The sequence below is a fragment of the Pseudomonas lini genome (assembly GCF_030812475.1).
Lineage (GTDB): Bacteria > Pseudomonadota > Gammaproteobacteria > Pseudomonadales > Pseudomonadaceae > Aquipseudomonas > Aquipseudomonas lini_A.
This window is the reverse complement of record NZ_JAUSSR010000004.1, coordinates 57,692-75,377: the sequence shown is the minus strand read 5'-3', so window position 1 is coordinate 75,377 and position 17,686 is coordinate 57,692. Positions and strand designations below refer to the sequence as shown.

Sequence of the window (17,686 nt, the reverse complement as noted above, 5' to 3'; positions counted from 1 at the left end):
CTGTCAAAAAAAATCGTTGAATCTCGAATGGATCCCGGTCAGACCGAACGGCGCAAGGTGCCGAGCCGACTCACGATCCAGCCCATGGCCAACACCAGCAGCGCCAGGCAGCAATACAGGCCCAGCAGCGGATCAACCAGGTAATCCCAATAATTGTGTGATGGCTTGATACCGACGATGAACGCCAGGGTCGCGCTGGCCAGCATCACGACGGCCAGGTAGTTGCGCAGGTAAAACAGGCCGAGGGTCAGCAGCGCGACGAACACCAGCATCGGGCGCGGGCTGAAGCCGAAGCGATAAGGGTCCAGGTCGCTCAAGCCCAGAGTGGCCGGATACAACGCCAGGGCCATCACCGCAAAGAGGATCAATACGCCGGTTTGACCTTGGACGGGCCGCAGGACGTTCATCCGACGCAAACAACCCCAGGCCATGAACACCAGGGTCGTGACGGCAAGGTCATCGATGTGGCTGCGCAAGTACGCAGCCAGGGTCAATCCGTCCAGCGGAATGAAGCTGACGGCCAACAGGGCGAACAGCAGCGCGACACGCCAGGCCTTGCTCAAGCCAAAAGACGGCAGCAGCAGGAAGAGAATCATTGCGAAGCTGATATGGGCTTGCCAAAGGTTGATCAATGGACACGCTCCGAGAGCCAGGCATCGTTGAAGGTCACATGTTTGATGAAGGTGTTGTTCCAGGAATACACCAAGTGATACAGGCCATCGGGACTGCGAATGAAGTAAGGGTATTCATATTCGAATTCGCACCCCTGACTTTTACACACGCGGGTATCGAGGTTACTCAGGAACTGTGCTTCCAGCGGTTGGCGGAGCGTGCCACTGGAGCCGCGAAATTCCTGGCCGATGATTTCCTTGTAGGCCTCGGGTGAAAACGGCGCACCCGATGGATCGGGCGATTTGTCCAGGTCCCGTAAGGAGCGCCAATCGTCCATCTCTGCGTCGGTACCGTACAGGCTCAACTTGAAGCGCCCCTCCTGCAGGTCATTCAGCGCGACCAGCAACCCGTGTTCGGGCGTCGCGACCGCCGCCAGCGAGGAATTTGGGTTCGATGGGTCAAGCGGGTAAGGTTCGCTCCAGGTTTGCCCGGCATCTTCAGTGCGGGTCGCCAGCACGCGGTGGTGGACGTTGCCGGCGTAGCGCAGCAAAGCCACACCGCGCTGCCCGTCCAGCGGAACCACGGTGGGTTGCAGGGAGTTGTTGCCGTGGCTGATGCGGTATTTATCTATCACATTGCCGTCCGCGCTCAGGTACAGGTACTCGGCGAACTTGCCCAGGAACTCGTGGTAGACCGGCAGACCGATCGAGCCATCGGCATGAAATACCGGTGCCGAGCGGACCAGGGTGCTGATGTTCAGGAAGGGGGAAGTGATCAATTGGCGCGGCTCGGACCATTGCCGACCGAAGTCGTCCGAGACCATCACATTCACCGCACTGCCGGCCCAGCCGCCCATCGACACGGAGACGTAGAACAGCCAGAGGCGATTGTCCGGCGCGAGTGCGACTACCGGATTACCCAGCTTGCGAATGTATTTGCGGGTGCCCTGTTGCGTTGAATCCCGCGTCGCCAGTACCTGTTCCGCACCCCACTCGCCGGATTTCGCGTCGAAGCGGGCAGAGCGTACCTGCACGTCGGCGGCGCCTTCGCGGGTGCCAGCGAACCAGACCGCCATCAGGCTGCCGTCAGGCAAGGCGGTGACCGCCGAGGAATGCACGAAGTCCACCAACCCGGAGGAGGCGAACCGGCTGGTATAGATGGGCTTGGCCACTTGATCGGCCACCGCCATGACCGGTTTCATCAGGGCAAAGGAAGAGTGCACGGGGGCCGGATGGGTGAACCATGCGCCCGCAAACAGGCAGGCAAGGGCAAGGTAGGCGCCGAAGGCGGGAAGACTGGGAATTTTGATGCGCATAATTAAGGCAGAAGAGCATCTCATGGCCCGGGCAAGCGCCGTAACCTATCACTAGTAGTCGACAGCTCGGTGTTTAACGAGCTGCTTAATTGTAAGTAAATGTTTGTAGGATCTTTTTCGTCCGAAAACGGTAGAAGCAGCGCCCTCTAGCGCCATTGTTTACGGCGTTTAACCAATGTTTGACCGTTAGTCTGAAACATCTTTGGCGATCGCAAACAGACTTCGGATTCATCTGTTTTTTGCCTCTGATGCATCATTTAGCCGGTCCAGGATCTCGCTCAGTGTGCTTCGCCAGCGCCTGGCGTTTTTCCCTGCTCAGGAACAGGCTCAACAGCACCGAGGCCAGGATGATGCCGGCGACCAGTGCCAGCGACCATTGGATCGGCATATGAAACCACGGCATGACCAGCATTTTGCCGCCGATGAATACCAGCACGATGGCCAGCCCGTATTTGAGCAGATGGAAGCGCTCGGCCATGTCGGCGAGCAGGAAGTACAGGGCACGCAAGCCCATGATCGCAAAGATGTTGGAGGTGAACACGATGAAGGGGTCGGTGGTGACGGCGAAGATTGCCGGGATGCTGTCGACCGCGAATATCAGGTCGCTGACTTCGATCAGGACCATCACCAGAAACATCGGCGTCGCCCAGCGCACGCCGTTGAGCACCACGAAGAACCGCTCGCCGTGAAAGCCATCAGTCACGCGCAAATGACTTCGCAGCCAGCGAAGCAACGGGTTCCTGGCCAGATCGGGTTGCTGGTCGGCGAAGATCAGCATTTTGATCCCGGTGATCATCAGGAACGCGCCGAAGACATAGAGCAGCCAGGCAAATTGCGACACCAGCCAGACCCCGGCAAAAATCATCAGGGTGCGCATCACGATGGCGCCCAGCACGCCATACAGAAGGACCCGGCGCTGCAACTCCGGTGGGACCGCGAAGTAGCCGAAGATCATGATGAAGACGAACATGTTGTCGATCGAAAGCGATTGCTCGATCAGGTAGCCCGTGAGGAATTCGAGGGTTTTGCGCTGGGCGACCTGCGCGCCGAAGGTGTCGTTCAGATACCACCAGAGCAGGGCGGCGAAAGCCAGCGCCAGGCCACACCAGGCGATGACCCAGGACAGCGCTTCCCGGGGGGATACTCGATGGGCCTTGCGTCCACCGAACACGAAAAGGTCCAGCGCCAGCATACAGACGATGAAGGCGATGAAACTGGCCCACATCCAGGGTTCGCCGATGGTCATGGGGGACATATGATTTTTCCCGAACTGATCGAGGCAGGTGCAGGACATGCTATCGATCAGGATGCATCAGGAAAAATCGTTTATATTTTGCTGATTCTTCGTTTTTTTCGAAGTGTTGTAGTCCCCCCCTGCAAGCCGGTTCTCGGCGCGCATGCTCCTCCATAGTTCATGGTCGGGCAGATCGATGTCCTTAAATCCGCGCCAGCGCCTGGCTCAAGTCCGCCCGCAGGTCCTCTACATCCTCGACCCCCACCGACAGACGCACCAGGGCATCGCCAATGCCCAGCTGCGCACGGGTCTGGGCAGGAATGGTCGCATGGGTCATGATCGCCGGGTGCTCGATCAGGCTTTCGACGCCGCCCAGGCTTTCAGCCAGGGCAAAGATCTGCACACTTTCGAGGAAGCGCCTGGCACCGGCCAGGTCACTGTTAAGGTCGAGGGAAATCATCCCGCCGAATCCGCGCATCTGCTGCCGCGCCAGTTCGTGCTGCGGGTGCGATGGCAGCCCCGGATAATAGACGTGTGCCACCTGCGGCTGACGTTCCAGCCATTGCGCCAGCTCCAGTGCATTGCTGCAGTGGCGCTCCATGCGCAATGCCAGGGTTTTCACCCCGCGCAGGGTGAGAAAGGCGTCGAATGGCCCGGCGATGGCGCCCACCGCGTTCTGCAGGAAACCCAGGCGTTCGGCCAGTTCGGCATTTTGGCCGACCACGGCGATGCCGCCGATCACGTCGGAGTGGCCGTTCAGGTACTTGGTGGTCGAGTGCAGCACGATGTCGAAGCCCAGCTCCAGCGGACGCTGTATCCACGGGCTGGCGAAGGTGTTGTCGGCGACACAAATGATCTCCCGGTCACGGCAGATGCGCGCGATGGCCGCCAGGTCAGTGAGGCTCAGCAGGGGATTGCTCGGGGTCTCGACCATGACCATGCGCGTGTCGTCCTGCAGCGCCGCTTCGAAGGCCGTCAGGTCCGAGAGGTCGACGAAGCTGAAGCGATGCCCGGCGCTGCGCCGACGCACCTTGTCGAACAGGCGGAACGTGCCGCCGTACAGGTCATTGCCGGAAACGATGTGTGCGCCGGTGTCGAGCAATTCCAGCACTGTGGAAATCGTCGCCAGCCCGGAGGCGAAGGCGAAGGCCTGGGTGCCGCCTTCCAGATCCGCCACGCAACGCTCCAGGGCAAAGCGCGTCGGGTTGTGCGAACGCCCGTAGTCGAAACCCTTGTGCACGCCAGGGCTCTGTTGCAGATAGGTGGAGTTGGCGTAGATCGGTGGCATCAGCGCGCCGGTGGTCGGGTCCGGAACTTGACCGGCGTGGATCACGCGGGTGGCAAAGGCACGGGTTGCTGCGTTTTCATCGTGTTGACTCATGTCAGGGATCTCCGTAGGTGGTTGAGCAGGTCGAACCGGGTAATCAGGCCGTGGAAGCCCGACGCATCGGCGATGATCGCCACCAGCCCGCGGTCGAGCTCTGCCTGCAGTTCCGCCAGGCTGGCGCCGGGCGGCAGGGTTTGCACCTTGTCGGTCATCGCGCTGGCCACGCTCATGCGAAAGTGCGAGGGATCTTCCTGCATGCCGAGCAGAATATCGGACTCGTCGATCACCCCGACCAGCCGCTGGCCGTCGACCAGCACCGGCAGTTGCGACACATCCGCCAGGCGCATGCGCTGGAAGGCGGTGAGCAGGGTATCGTCCGGGCCGACGCTGATCACCCGGCCATCCTCGAAACGCCGGGCGATGAGGTCGCGCAGATCGTCATAATGCTTGTACTGCAGCAGGCCCTGATCGTTCATCCACTGGTCGTTGTAGACCTTCGACAGGTAGCGGGTGCCGGTGTCGCAGACGAAACTGACCACACGCTTGGGCTCGGTTTGCTCGCGACAGTAACGCAGTGCCGCGGCCAGCAGGGTACCGGTTGAAGAGCCGCCGAGAATGCCTTCGGCGCGCAGCAATTGACGGGCATGGTCGAAGCTTTCTTCATCGCTGATCGAATAGGCGTGGCGCACGCTCGACAGATCCGCAATCGACGGAATGAAGTCCTCGCCTATGCCTTCCACGGCCCAGGAGCCGGGCGTACCGATAGTGCCGCTGCGGCTGTACTCGGCCATCACCGAACCGACCGGGTCGGCGAGCACCATGACCAGATCCGGTTGCACCCGGCTGAAAAAGCGGGTCAGTCCGGTCAGTGTGCCGGCCGACCCGACGCCGACGACGATGGCGTCCACATCATGTTGAGTCTGCGCCCAGATCTCCGGAGCGGTGCTGCACTCATGGGCCAGGGGGTTGGCCGGGTTGTTGAACTGATCGGCGAAGAAGGCGTCGGGTATCTCGCGCGCCAGTTTCGCGGCGACATCCTGATAGTACTCGGGATGGCCCTTGCCGACGTCGGAGCGGGTGATGTGGACCTCGGCCCCCATGGCCTTGAGGTGCAGGACCTTTTCGGTAGACATCTTGTCCGGCACCACCAGCACCACCCGGTAGCCCTTGGCGCGGCCGACCAGGGCCAGACCCAGGCCGGTGTTGCCGGCCGTGGCCTCGACTATGGTGCCGCCCGGTCGCAGGCGTCCGTCGCGCTCGGCGGCGTCGATCATCGCCAGGCCGATGCGGTCCTTGATCGAACCACCGGGGTTTTGCGATTCAAGTTTGAGAAACAGGGTGCACGGGCCGGTATCGAAGCGACTGATACGCACCAGTGGCGTATTGCCAATCAGTTCAAGCACGGCGGGGCGGGAGTCGTTCGGCATGTTGTCACCTCGCTGCAACAATCTGCACTGGATGGGACAGCAACCCGCGGCGGGTTCTCGCACGCCGGTCGCAAGCAAATGCGTCGTTTGGAACATAGGCCGGGATTGCCCCACTCGCAACCGCGCACGGGCAATTGGTAGCGTCGTAGTCGAATTCACGGCGCCTGCCGTTAGTCAGCGATAGCCTAGTGACCGCCAAGCGCCGACTACCCTGAGGCAAAGGGGATCTGACGTAATGTAAATTACGCCAATGCGCGTTCGCGCGTCTGATCCTGAATGCGCTGATTCCGGAATACACCACGATCAAAACGTCGAGAAACTTTCAATTCACCGTGCGGTTGCGGTGAGTTATTCGGAACCTCCTCAGTGAAATTTTAATTCGAGTGAGGATTATTTATCAGCTCAGTTTTTTTATTCCGGATGTCTTATACGAAACCATCCAGACAACGCAACCTATTACGCCAGACACTGCGGGCAATGCCCAGGCCAATCCAGCGTAATGGTCCAACATAATTCCAGAAGTGCCTGAAAGAACAGCAATGCCGATACCATGAGCTACTGCGAAATACAAAGACGTAGCTGTCGCTGAATAGCGTTCAGAGAATAAGCGGCGGATCGAAATAACAAAGGCAGCATGTGGAATAGAGAAGGTTATGCCTTGCAGTACGAACGAAACCACAATTTGTGTCAATGTTGGGGAGTTCCAAATTAAAAAAGCTCTAAAAATAAAACATATTGCCACCATTGGGATGACAATACAGTAGTGTCTAGTAATTAGAGCGTTGGAATAGCGAAAAGCAAGGGCCTCTGCGATGAAGCCGATGGTCCAGGCAACAAAAATCTGTGCGCCGGTCAACCCCATCTTTTCTAGCCAAGGCGTGCCAATTGAATAATAGGCTCCCTGAGCACCAATGATTAAAGCCGCCGCTGTAAAGATCAAAAATGCGCTACGTTTGGGTCTGCTGGAATTGAATGATGAAGTACTAAACTCTTTTTGGGGGCTCTTCTTTTCGGATGTCCATAAAAAAACTGCACTAAAACACAGCGTGGAAATCGCTAGTACCCAGATAAATACCGAGTCTGACGCTCGATCGAGAGCACTTAACCCAGCCATTGTAGCTGTCCCAACGGCGACCGATAGTGAGCCTGCGAATCGGACTCGGCCATAGCCACCTTGTACCCCTTGATGCTGGATCTTAGCCGCGGTACTTTCTAATATGTTCTGAAAATAATTACGTGATGCCATCAGAAAACCAATTCCAGTAGTAAGTAAAGCCACGGGTTGACTTACGGACACAACGATAACGGACACCGCTGCAAGTATCGAAAATAAGATGCTGAACAGGTGCTTTGAGTGAGTATGATCTGCAAGAAAAGTAATTGTAGGGCTTATAAAAATTTTGATTGCAAAGGTGCTGCCGACGATCAAGCCGGCCACACCATACGAGAAACCAGAATTGACTAGAAATTGAGAAAGGTAACTTTTTAATAGTCCGGATGGAAAATAAAAAAGAATATAGCACAGCGCTAATAGATATGCGGTTCGGTTCATAATCGGTTACTGAACTCGCGGACACACCATGCTTCAATTTTGGCTTTTATGTCATCGTTCAAGTGACCTGTCCAGATATGGCGAGAGGGTCCTTTCAAACGGTATAATACTTGAAAGCACAAGTGGCGTCTGAAGCGCTTGTGCTTGTCAATGCTGATCGCTTTAGTTTCATAGCAGCTCCAGAGAAAGTCGATCAGTGTCTCGATCTCTTCGTTGACATCGAAACTAGCAATAATTAATTCAGAGATCAGATAGGCGGCATCGTGTGAGCCGCACCCCACTTGACCTTGTTCAAAATCTATTACCGCAATGCGTCCATCCTCGCAAATAATAATATTCCGTGTGTTCAGGTCTCCGTGCAAGAGGGTTTCTTGCAATGTTAGATGTTCGTTTACAAAAGCGTCAGCGGCCTTAAGGTTTTTCTTGAATAGAAACTCGAACGTTTTTTGGTACTGAAGCGTTGCTTTATAATGTTTGAAAGCGTCACTGTTGGCACTTATAGAGAGAATGTTTGAATTCTCAAGCGCGTGTAAGGATGACAGCCATGTCAAAACCTGTGAGACCTGTTCGACGGCATAGTGAAATGTCTCTTTGTTCACTACGTACTCATATAAATTAACCCCTTTGGCACCCTCCATTGCAATTGCTCTATTGTCGGGGTCTGCAGCCAACAATCGAGGAACATATACTTTGCCTCTAACTATTTGTTGAGCATGCTCATGTAAGTCCACAGCTACTTTGTACCGTTGTAGAGCTGTGGTTGGCAGCGGAGGAAATCCTTCAGTTTTAGCCTCGTCTGCAAACGATTTTATATAAAAATGCTCTTCTGATTTTATTACGCGATGCACGTCGTTAAATAAGCCTCCCTCAACAACGGAAGCAATATCATTGCCAGTCAGTTTGAGGGCGGTGTATAGTTTTTGGTGGTGAGGAATCATTTCTATTACCTTCTGACTACGTTTTATCCGGCAATGATACGTTTTTTGCCTGGGATTACATGCATTGCATGCTGCTCCAAGCTGTTTACATTAACAGTCTTCATTAGCCAGCGATTTTTTAGCTCTGACGGGTTATTAATCAACCTTACCTCTTTGTTGTGAATGCATTCATTGTTGGCCGATCCTATAAAAACGCCAGGAAGGACATGAATCGCAGTCTTCACGCGATGCAGGATGTTGTTCAGAACTTCAATCGCCTCTCGTGCCCTGTCAGTGGTGCCGACTGTACGGCGTTCAAAGTAGCGAATATCATACTCGGTAGCACCACCTAGAATAGGATGGTCTGGAGCGCTACCCATTTCCAGGTTTCCCGAGTTAATGGTCAGGTCATCAAAGGGAGTATTGTATTCAGTTTCCCTAAGCACGGCTTTTACCCTGTCAGGTAGTTCTTCCAGAAGTTGTTTATTGGAAGCAAAGCAGGTATACACCTCGTTTTCCTCCGTTCCTCGTAAGCCTAGAATATTTACCCAATCTGGCCTGACATAATGATTCGCTAGATCTTTATGAAAGAATATATTTTTTAAAGCCTTTTGTGACTGGCTTTCAGAAAGACTTTCCATAGGATGAATGTCTTGAAATACATCGCCATCATTGACATTGATATAGCCAATGGGTTCTTGTGACATTAATTTTGCGTAGATCAATAAAAAACCTTCGGCCACATAGGAAAGTTTTTTATTTCGTTTGTCGATAATCGGAGACTTGAAGTCAAGATACGGCAACTGGGGATCTATCGGGCAATTGTGAATCAGTATGTAGGGGTTTGCAAACATGTCGACAAATTTTCTGGCTTCACAGAGTCTGACCAGTTCATCAGGTATATCACCACTCTTGATGATTTCGTCAACTTCTTTTTCAAAAGTTTCGTAATGGATGTAGGGGTTGTTCTTTAGTTTTAGCAAAATTTTTTGTAGATGAATGCGATCCCTTTCTTTGAATGCAAGATCCACGTTGATCATATTTGTTCTCCTGAACAGTGTTGTTCCAATAAACTGGTCGATCTCACCGCCTTGGATAATATGAAGCACGATAGCGCCAAATTGTTTTTCGGCTTAACGAGGCGTTTGTTGTATGGCGGTGGTGCTGCAAAACTATTGCGATTTGAAACGACGCGTCAAGAGTTAATAAAATTTTCAGAAGTTACTTACATTTATTGAAGTGCGAATCTTAAATCAAAGTAGTACTCGTCCTGAAAAGTTGTAGGAGAATTCCTATAGCTATCCCTTGCCCACCATTAGCTTTCAACATCGCATTGGGTCAACTTTCACTTTTCATCACGCTTTCGCCAATGGGCGACTTTACCCTCAATGTATCGCGCAACATCGCATGCGTTGACGAGGTTTCAACTGCCCGCAGAGAGGTGCTAACGATGGGTTGTCAGGTTCAGGGACTCAGCGGGCCGGTGGCGTACGCGACCCTGTCGCCTACGGCGACCTCGGTCACGCCCGGCCCGATCGCCGTCACCTGTGCGGCGCCTTCAAGGCCAAGTCCGCAGGGCAGGGGAACACGGACAGCGCCGTCGCGCTGGCTCAAGTCCAAAGGATTGAGCGCGATAGCTTTTTGCTCCAGCCAGACTTCGCCGACACCCGGTGCTTGCGCCGTGGTGTGCTCGAACCGCAAAACCTCAGGCCCGCCGGTTTCATGAATGACAACAGTGCTTACCATCTTCAACTCCGTACATATTGGATGTACCAGGGTCGTGGATTGTTCGAGGGTGGCGCACTAGTTGGGGGGATTGCAGTTAATAGCTGCAGCAGGTGCAGCAATCACAAGAGCCGAACCCTGTAGGAGCCGGCTTGCCGGCCAAGGCGATCTTGAGTACGCCTTCGCCGGCAAGCCGGCTCCTACATAAAAACGGTTTCGAGGTATCAGAACGCAGGGGTGTATTTCACGCTGAACATCACGTTTCGCGGGTCACCGAAGTAGTTGTTGCCATTGAGCTGGTTGTACCCCGCCGTGTAGTAGTTCTTGTCGAACAGGTTGTTGGCATTCAATGCCAGGTCGATTTCCGGGGTGAGTTGATAGCCCAGGCGAGCATTCCATACGGTGTAGCCCGGTATCTCGTACGTGCGTTCGTAACCCAGGGTGTGGCTTTGGGTGGTGAAGCCCAGGCCGGTGCTGACGCGGCTCCAGTCGCCGCTGAACTGATAGTCGCTCCAGACCCGCAGCATGTGTTTGGGCGTCCACTGGCTGAAGACCCTGCCTTCGTCGACCGGGTCTTCGAGGTATTTGGTGGTGTTGTAGGTGTAGCCGGCAAACAGTTGCAGGCCGCTGAGCACTTCGCCACTGATTTCCGCCTCGATCCCCTGGCTGCGAACTTTCCCTGAGGCGGTCGAGCAGTACCAGCCGTCGCAGGCGAAACCCGACGCGACGTCGTTGACCGCACGATTCTCCTGGTCGTAGCGGAACACCGCCAGGGACGTATTGACCCGGCCGTCCATCAGCTCGCCCTTGAGACCAACTTCGTAGTTGCTGCCGATCACCGGCTTGAGTACCGAGCCGCTCGTGGTGCGCGCGGTCTGTGGTTCGAACACGTCGGTGTAGCTGGCATACACCGCCCATTCGCGGTTCAGGTCGTAGACGATGCCGGCGTAGGGTGTGAATTCGCCAGTTTCGTTGGTGGTACTGGGGGCCTCGTCGATCGCGACGTTGCTGAACGCGGCCTGGGACGCGGAGGTGTAGCTGTAGTCGTACCAGCTGACCCGGGAGCCGAGCACCAGGGTCAGTGGCTCGATCGGCTTGACCCGCCAGCTGCCGTACAGGCCTTTTTGCCGGATGTCGTATTTGCTCGGGGTCGCACGGCCTCCGGGGGTATTGAGCAAACCGTCGTAGCTGATTTCCGGGCGGTCATGATCGATGCCGAAGATCGTGTCGCCGCTGTTGTTGAAGGTCCGGGCAAAACGGTCGTCCGAGGTGTACTTGGAGTAGTTGCCGCCCAGCATGATCTCCTGCTGCATCGACAAGGCTTCGAAGCGCCCGACGAGGTTCATGTCCAGACCGATCTTGGTGGCGTCGAAGTCCGAGACGAAATCGGCGTATTGCACGCCGCTGCCATCGGCGTTGAGGCCGTTGCCGGAGGTTTGCAGCCGTTGGTTTTTCGCCTGGTTGTCTTCGCTCATGCGCACCGCGCCGACCTTGAAGGCCCAGTCGTCAGTGAAACGGTGCTCCAAGTCGGCATAGACCGTGGTGACGTCGATATCCGAATGGTTCCAGCGCGCACCGCTGTAGGTCGAACGCGACACATCGACCGGGCTGCCGTCGGCGTAGCGGGGCAGGCCGCGAATCATCGGTCGCGACTCGCCGTCGGAGTGGCTGACGGCCAGGCCCAGGGTGGTGTCTTCGCGCAGATCGAAGTCCAGCGCGCCGTACAGTGAGTGGGTCTTGCTCCATTCGTAGTCGGTAAAGGATTGACTCTGGTCTTCGTCGGCGACGAAGCGGCCACGCACAGTGCCGGTCTGGTTCAGCGGTCCGCCGGCGTCCAGTTGCAGGCCGTAATGATCCCAGGAACCGGCCTTGCCGGTGAGGGTCACGGTCGGTGCGTACTGGCCGCGTTTGCGCACCAGGTTGATCGCACCGCCGGGACTGCCGGTGCCCTGCAGCAAGCCGGAGGCACCGCGCAGCACTTCCATGCGATCGAAGAAGATCAGGTCCTGGGTGGCCCAGTTGCCCAGCGCGTAGGTGTTGCGCGGGATCGGCACGCCGTCGTACTGCCAGTCATCGATCTGGAAGCCGCGCGAGGTGAGGATCATGCCTTTGCCCACACCCTGGACGCCGACCAGGCCGGTGGTCTGGTTGGCGGCATCCTTAAGATCGGTGAGGCCCTGGTCGTCCATCTGCTTGCGGGTCATCACGGTGACCGACTGCGGAATTTCCTTAAGGGTATGGGTGCCCTTGCCGATGGTCACCGCCCGTGCCGCGTAGGAGTCCGAGCCTTCGGTGGTGGCATCGATACTGCGTTCGACGATGTTGGTGGCACCCAGTTGCAGCGTGGCGTTGGCGCCCGTGACCGGTTCGACGCTGAAATTGCCCTGCTCGGTGACGCGCAACTGCAGGCCGCTGCCGGTCAGTGCCCTTTGCATCGCCTCGGCGGCGGGCATCCGACCGATCACCGCCGGTGACTGTTTGCCCTGCACCAGCGAGGGTTCCAGGGAAACGATATGTCCGCTCTGGCTGGCGATGGCGTTCAGCGTGCTGGCGAGGGGACCGGCCGGCAGGTTGAAGGACAGGTCCTGGGCCTGTGCCAGGGCAGGGCTCGCCAGGGTTGCGAGGGCAACGGCAGCGGAAAGGGTGTGGGGCCACGGGTTGAACACAGCATTCTCCTGAGGGTGTGGAAGTGTCAGGAGATAGGTGGGACGAGAAATGAAAACCGGACACGAATGAGAGTGATTTTCAAAAAAACTTTACCTGCGCGATTATTTCGCCCGAATCAGCGTCAACCAGGGGCTGTAGCGATCCACCCGTACAGGCAGGGTTTCGGCCAGCGCGGCGTAGGTCCGGTCGGGGTCGTCGAGCGGGAATACACCCTGGACACGCAGGTGGCGAACCTCGGGCGAGACCCGCACAAAACCACGGCTGTACGGGCGCAGCGCCTCGACCACCTGCTCCAGGGGTTCGTCCAGCACATTCAGCCGTCCACTGAGCCAATCGGCGCGATGGCGCTGGTCGCCGTCAGCGACGCTGATCTGCCGGGCAGACAACAGGGCCGCCTGACCTTCTTGCAGGTCCCGCGTGGCGCCGCCGAACAACCGGGCCTGGACCGAATGCTGCAGCACGACCACGCGGCTGGCGTCTTGTTCCTGAGCCACGAGGAAACGCGTGCCGAGCGCACGTATTTCACCCTGGGCGGTGCGTACCCGAAGTGGACGCCGGGGATCGGCCTCCACCTGAATCACCAGTTCGCCGTGACGCAGAATTACCAGCCGTTGCTGCTCGTCGAATTGCAAGTCCACCGCGCTGTCGGCGTTCAGGCTCAGGCGGCTGCCGTCGGCCAGATCGAAGTCCTGGCGCTGGCCGCGCCCGGTGTGCAGGTCAGCCAGAAGCGAATCACCCAGCGGACTGCGGGCGCCCAGCCACAGTCCGCCACCGAGCAGGCCCAGGCCGGCGATGACACGCAACGCGTCGCGGCGCGAACCATCGGGCTGCAGCAGCAATTGGCGCGCTTCGCCGGCCTGGCCGGGTACGCGTCGATCCAGGGCGCGCACCGTGTTGAAGGAACCACCGAGTCGCTCCTGCAATTTTTCCCAGGCCTGGGCATGGGCAGGATCCATCGCCAGCCAGGCGTTGAACCGCGCCTGCAATGCGGCGTCAGGCTTGCCGGCGCGCAGGCGCACCATCCAGTCAATCGCCTGCTCGCTGACGGGGTCCAGGCGCGTCTTGTTCATGGCGCCATCTCGCTGAGGTAGCACTGACGCAGTGCCTGTTTCATGTAGCGGCTGACCGTGCGTTCCGACAACCCGAGCTTTTGCGCAATCGCCACATAACTCAGCCCGTCCAGTTGGCTGTAGAGGAAGGTCGCCTTGACCAGCAGTGGCAAGCCGTCGATCGCCCGGTCGATGGCGACCAGCGCTTCAATCAACTGCAACTGTTCTTCGGGGGAGGGCGCCAGCGCTTCGGGCACGGTCGACAGGCGCTCCAGATAAGCCAGCTCCAGCTTGCGCCGCCGATGCCGATCGAAAATCAACCGGCGGGCGATGGTCGACAGATAGGCGCGAGGCTGTTCGATGCTGTCGGGGTCGACGCGGGCGGTCAGCATCTGGCAAAACGTATCGGCGGCAGTGTCCTCGGCGTCCGCATGGTTACGCAGGCGTCGCTGAATGTGCTGCAGTAGCCAGCGATGATGGTCGCTGAAAAAGAAGCCCAGCTTGCTGGTCGGAGGAGAATGCACCGGTTGCTTTCCAGATGTGAGTGTGAATCGTTCTCAATCTTACCTGTGAGAGGATCGCCACTGCAATCTCCGGTTTAGCCAACTCGTGACGGGTGGTTCGTCTGAAAAGAATAAAAAGCTGCGGCCGCGATCGCGACGAGTGAGACAGACTCGATAATTGAGCTAATGTCTAGTTGTTCCCCTCGCCAGTCGCGGCCCAATCAGCTCGTCCCTGACGTAGCTGGCGAGGTGGACGCCTCAGTCGCTAGTTTCCATCCGCCACCTTGCGTTCTATCTCGGCAATTTTTTTCCTGAGTTCTTCTGCATCCTGCTCCTTGGTCCGGGTGGAAGAGGGCGTAATGCTTTCATCCACTCCCCTGGTGTCTCTGTCCCTGTCCTCAAGATCCCTTTCGACCACATTGACCGGCTTGCCGGACGTATCGGTGGGCGGGGCGTTCGACGTTGCTGGGGATTCGCTGTCGTTGTCGCGGTCATCGTTGTTCATCGCACTTGCTCCGGTTGTCCTGCACATTGGATGCAGCACCGAAGGCCGAGTTCGAGAAATTTCGCCGTCGCCTTTGCACCTCTTGTCGGCCCTCATGAACCTATGTCGAACCCGATAGCTCCATTCCCAAAATAACTATCACAAAACAACTCTGGAATCCCACGGCCATGTACTCATTCAAAAACCTGCTGACGCAGGCCGAGGAGCGACGGCTTTGTGCATTGGATGGCTGGCATCGGGCGCTGGAGAACATCGCGCTGCGCATGGAATCGCCCGATGCCTACCATGAAGAACTGCTACGCCAGTCGGACGAGATGGATCGCCAGGGGATCATCACTTGGGAAGAGTGGCGCGACCTGCGGATCGAGGCGGACCAGGCGTATCTGCGCGCGGTCGCGGGCGAGGACTATCACTCAGGGGCGCAGGGATGGAAAGACACCTGAAGTTTGGCATTGAAGAGGAATACTTCATTACCGACCTGGACTCCCGGTGCATGTCCGGCAAGCCCCCTGCTGCGGCGATCGATGCGTGCAAGACGGTGCTGGGCGATTGTTTTGCCCTCGAGATGTTCCAGGGACAGATCGAAGTCGCATCCCCGATTTTCACCAGCCTTGCGCAAGCCGCGCAGTACCTGGGTTCGGCGCGACAGGATTTGCGGCTAACGCTCCAACCCTACGGCCTGGGATTGCTCACGGCCGGCAGTCATCCCCTGGCCGATTGGCGTACGCAACAGGCCACGGAGCAAAGCCACTTTCTCAAACTGTTCGATGACTACCAGCATGTCGCCTGGCGTAGCCTGCTATCCGGTCTGCACGTGCATGTTGAGGTGCCGGGCCATCTGGATCGCATTCGCGTGATGAACGAGGTCTTGCCGTGGACGCCGTTGTTGCTGGCACTGAGCAGCTCCTCGCCTTTCTGGAACGGTGCCGACAGCGGCTTCATGAGCTATCGCCAGACGGCCTGCGATGAGTGGCCGAGGATGGGCGTTCCCGAGTACTTCGAAGATCTAGCTGCCTATGACGCTTACGTCGCCTTGCTGATCCGGACCGGCGCCATCCACCAGGCCAGCGAATGCTGGTGGGGCGTTCGACCCGCGACCCGGTTTCCGACCCTGGAATTGCGGATGACGGATGCATGCCCGCGCCTGGAGGATGCGCTGTGCATCGCCTCTTTGTTTCGATTACTGGTCGCCTGGGCCATCGATCAACCCCGCCCGGGATCGACCTGGTCCCGGGAGTCGCGATGGATCCTCCAGGACAATCGCTGGCGGGCCAAGCGATTTGGCATCCATGCGTCCTTCATCGTCGAGGGTTACGACCGGCCTTTCTCTGCCGAGCAGTGGTTGTTCATGGCAGAACAGATCTTTGGCGACGCCGCGCAGGCCTTGGGCGTGGAGGAGGTTTTTCCCCAGGCGCGCCGGATTCTGCGGGACGGGACCAGTGCAGAGCGACAGCGCAATCTCTACCAGCAAGTCCTGCGCGACACCGGGGATGTGCAGGCCGCGCTGGCGGGTGTGGTGGATCAATTGCTGATGGAAACAGCGGAACAACCGTGCATCAGCAACGACCCGAAACGCGCAATGTGTGAGTCATGACACCACCCGGCGTTAAACCAGATACCGTCGAAACCACTCCAGCGTCCGGTCCCAGGCCAACCGCGCCGCCGCGTCATCGTACCGGGGCGTGGAGTCGTTATGGAAACCGTGGTTGGCGCCCGGATAAATGTAGGCTTCATAGGTCTTGCCCGCGGCTTTCAACGCCTTCTCGTACGCCGGCCAGCCCTCGTTGATCCGGGTATCCAGTTCGCCATAGTGCAGCATCAACGGCGCCTTGATCCGGGGGACGTCCGTGGCCTCTGCCTGACGCCCATAAAAGGACACGCCAGCCGCCAATTCCGGATAGGCCACGGCCGCGGCATTGACTACGCCACCGCCGTAACAGAATCCTGTTATGCCCACTTTGCCAGTGGTTGCGTCGTGCTTCATCAGCCACTCGATGGCGGCGAAAAAATCGTTCATGAGCTTCTCAGGGTCGACGGTCGCCTGCAGCTCCCGGCCTTTGTCATCGTTGCCCGGATAGCCGCCGACCGAGGTCAGGCCATCGGGGGCGAGGGCGATGAAGCCGGCCTTGGCCAGGCGTCTCGCAACATCCTCGATATACGGGTTAAGCCCACGGTTTTCATGCACGACCACCACCCCGGGCCCCTTGCCGCTGGTCTTCGCCGGGCGCACCAGATAACCACGGACCTGCCCGTTGCCCTTGGGCGAGGGGTAGGTGACGTACTCGGCGATGATGTCCGGGTCGGTGAACTCGACCTGCCCGGCGAGCGCATAGTTCGGGCTCAGCGCGGCAAGGAGGGCGCCGGCCGTCAAGCCGCCCAGGGTGAACAATGCGGCGCGATCGAGAAACTCGCGCCGGTTGATGTTGCCGTGGGCGTAGTAGTCGTACAGTTCGAGCAGTTCCGGGGCGAAGTCTTTCGCAGTGAGACGGGTCATCTGTGCGCTTCCTTTGGGGCGGGTCGGGTGTCTGGCGGGTCGACGGTGTGAGCGATAACTATCGAGCGTAGTCGCTCAAGCAACGAGCGCTGAAGTGGAGATTGAGCGATCGCGGATATCGAACGGCGCTTGTGGTACGGGTAACGTGGCCAAAAGTACCCATAAACGATACATGAAGGGGGTGTGTGAGTCGTATACGGGTATTTATATAGCTTTAAGGTATCTTCGCTACGGGCTTTTTCAACGTACACCTGCGTAGTTGTAGGGGGCGGCGCGTCTTAATCAACAGACGAGGCGTGGGCCGGATGTAGGAGCGAGCTTGCTCGCGATGGATGTTAACGATAATGCGTTATTTCTGA

At 57.6% G+C, this 17,686-nt stretch carries 15 protein-coding genes and 1 pseudogene; 2 read left to right on the top strand and 14 right to left on the bottom strand.

Going from position 1 to position 17,686, the window contains the following annotated elements:
• Positions 1-38: 38 nt before the first annotated feature.
• The 13 genes and pseudogenes from J2W17_RS09125 to J2W17_RS09065 all read right to left on the bottom strand — a co-directional run bounded on the left by J2W17_RS09125 (position 39) and on the right by J2W17_RS09065 (position 14,833).
• Positions 39-632 carry a hypothetical protein gene (locus tag J2W17_RS09125; RefSeq protein WP_307332625.1) on the bottom strand — a complete coding sequence of 198 codons (594 nt, stop codon included), beginning with the start codon at positions 630-632 and terminating at the stop codon, positions 39-41.
• On the bottom strand, positions 629-1,927 hold the full coding sequence (locus J2W17_RS09120) for a sialidase family protein (RefSeq protein ID WP_307332622.1): 1,299 nt from the start codon (positions 1,925-1,927) through the stop codon (positions 629-631). The genes J2W17_RS09125 and J2W17_RS09120 overlap by 4 nt, the downstream gene beginning before the upstream one ends.
• Positions 1,928-2,180: 253 nt before the next feature.
• Positions 2,181-3,182, bottom strand: coding sequence for a TerC family protein (locus J2W17_RS09115; protein ID WP_307332619.1), 1,002 nt, complete (start codon positions 3,180-3,182; stop codon positions 2,181-2,183).
• A gap of 181 nt (positions 3,183-3,363) precedes the next feature.
• Positions 3,364-4,542, bottom strand: a complete 1,179-nt coding sequence (locus J2W17_RS09110) for a cystathionine gamma-synthase (protein WP_307332615.1) — start codon at positions 4,540-4,542, stop codon at positions 3,364-3,366.
• Entirely contained in the window at positions 4,539-5,915 is a 1,377-nt protein-coding gene (locus J2W17_RS09105) for a pyridoxal-phosphate dependent enzyme (RefSeq protein WP_307332613.1), read from the bottom strand. The genes J2W17_RS09110 and J2W17_RS09105 overlap by 4 nt, the downstream gene beginning before the upstream one ends.
• Before the next feature lie 397 nt (positions 5,916-6,312).
• Positions 6,313-7,467 (bottom strand): MFS transporter, encoded by a 1,155-nt coding sequence (locus J2W17_RS09100; protein WP_307332610.1) that lies wholly within the window; start codon positions 7,465-7,467, stop codon positions 6,313-6,315.
• Entirely contained in the window at positions 7,464-8,405 is a 942-nt protein-coding gene (locus tag J2W17_RS09095) for a phosphotransferase (RefSeq protein ID WP_307332607.1), read from the bottom strand. Before J2W17_RS09095 ends, J2W17_RS09100 begins: the two co-directional genes overlap by 4 nt.
• Positions 8,406-8,428: 23 nt before the next feature.
• Entirely contained in the window at positions 8,429-9,424 is a 996-nt protein-coding gene (locus J2W17_RS09090) for a hypothetical protein (protein ID WP_307332604.1), read from the bottom strand.
• Positions 9,425-9,857: 433 nt separating this feature from the next.
• A pseudogene (locus J2W17_RS09085) lies at positions 9,858-10,130 on the bottom strand (alcohol dehydrogenase catalytic domain-containing protein); the annotation flags it as partial.
• A gap of 203 nt (positions 10,131-10,333) precedes the next feature.
• On the bottom strand, positions 10,334-12,775 hold the full coding sequence (locus J2W17_RS09080) for a TonB-dependent siderophore receptor (protein ID WP_307332602.1): 2,442 nt from the start codon (positions 12,773-12,775) through the stop codon (positions 10,334-10,336).
• Between the two features lie 102 nt (positions 12,776-12,877).
• Entirely contained in the window at positions 12,878-13,846 is a 969-nt protein-coding gene (locus tag J2W17_RS09075) for a FecR domain-containing protein (RefSeq protein ID WP_307332599.1), read from the bottom strand.
• On the bottom strand, positions 13,843-14,349 hold the full coding sequence (locus J2W17_RS09070; protein WP_307332596.1) for a sigma-70 family RNA polymerase sigma factor: 507 nt from the start codon (positions 14,347-14,349) through the stop codon (positions 13,843-13,845). Before J2W17_RS09070 ends, J2W17_RS09075 begins: the two co-directional genes overlap by 4 nt.
• Positions 14,350-14,593: 244 nt before the next feature.
• A complete protein-coding gene (locus J2W17_RS09065) occupies positions 14,594-14,833 on the bottom strand; it encodes a hypothetical protein (RefSeq protein WP_307332593.1) in 240 nt (79 codons plus the stop codon).
• Between the two features lie 167 nt (positions 14,834-15,000).
• On the opposite strand from J2W17_RS09065, the gene J2W17_RS09060 reads away from it, so the two are divergent.
• Both J2W17_RS09060 and J2W17_RS09055 read left to right on the top strand, forming a co-directional pair.
• Positions 15,001-15,276, top strand: a complete 276-nt coding sequence (locus J2W17_RS09060; RefSeq protein WP_307332589.1) for a hypothetical protein — start codon at positions 15,001-15,003, stop codon at positions 15,274-15,276.
• A complete protein-coding gene (locus J2W17_RS09055) occupies positions 15,261-16,427 on the top strand; it encodes a carboxylate-amine ligase (protein ID WP_307332586.1) in 1,167 nt (388 codons plus the stop codon). Before J2W17_RS09060 ends, J2W17_RS09055 begins: the two co-directional genes overlap by 16 nt.
• Positions 16,428-16,439: 12 nt before the next feature.
• On the opposite strand, the gene yghX is transcribed toward J2W17_RS09055, so the two are convergent.
• Positions 16,440-17,327 carry a YghX family hydrolase gene (gene yghX / locus J2W17_RS09050; protein ID WP_307332582.1) on the bottom strand — a complete coding sequence of 296 codons (888 nt, stop codon included), beginning with the start codon at positions 17,325-17,327 and terminating at the stop codon, positions 16,440-16,442.
• Positions 17,328-17,686 lie beyond the last annotated feature (359 nt).

Excerpts from the sequence above, each read along its gene's own strand:
- J2W17_RS09120 (WP_307332622.1), bottom strand. The coding sequence starts at position 1,927 with ATGCGCATCAAAATTCCCAGTCTTCCCGCCTTCGGCGCCTACCTTGCC.
- J2W17_RS09115 (WP_307332619.1), bottom strand. The coding sequence starts at position 3,182 with ATGTCCCCCATGACCATCGGCGAACCCTGGATGTGGGCCAGTTTCATC.
- J2W17_RS09110 (WP_307332615.1), bottom strand. The coding sequence starts at position 4,542 with ATGAGTCAACACGATGAAAACGCAGCAACCCGTGCCTTTGCCACCCGC.
- J2W17_RS09105 (WP_307332613.1), bottom strand. The coding sequence starts at position 5,915 with ATGCCGAACGACTCCCGCCCCGCCGTGCTTGAACTGATTGGCAATACG.
- J2W17_RS09100 (WP_307332610.1), bottom strand. The coding sequence starts at position 7,467 with ATGAACCGAACCGCATATCTATTAGCGCTGTGCTATATTCTTTTTTAT.
- J2W17_RS09095 (WP_307332607.1), bottom strand. The coding sequence starts at position 8,405 with ATGATTCCTCACCACCAAAAACTATACACCGCCCTCAAACTGACTGGC.
- J2W17_RS09090 (WP_307332604.1), bottom strand. The coding sequence starts at position 9,424 with ATGATCAACGTGGATCTTGCATTCAAAGAAAGGGATCGCATTCATCTA.
- J2W17_RS09075 (WP_307332599.1), bottom strand. The coding sequence starts at position 13,846 with ATGAACAAGACGCGCCTGGACCCCGTCAGCGAGCAGGCGATTGACTGG.
- J2W17_RS09065 (WP_307332593.1), bottom strand. The coding sequence starts at position 14,833 with ATGAACAACGATGACCGCGACAACGACAGCGAATCCCCAGCAACGTCG.
- J2W17_RS09060 (WP_307332589.1), top strand. The coding sequence starts at position 15,001 with ATGTACTCATTCAAAAACCTGCTGACGCAGGCCGAGGAGCGACGGCTT.
- J2W17_RS09055 (WP_307332586.1), top strand. The coding sequence starts at position 15,261 with ATGGAAAGACACCTGAAGTTTGGCATTGAAGAGGAATACTTCATTACC.
- yghX (WP_307332582.1), bottom strand. The coding sequence starts at position 17,327 with ATGACCCGTCTCACTGCGAAAGACTTCGCCCCGGAACTGCTCGAACTG.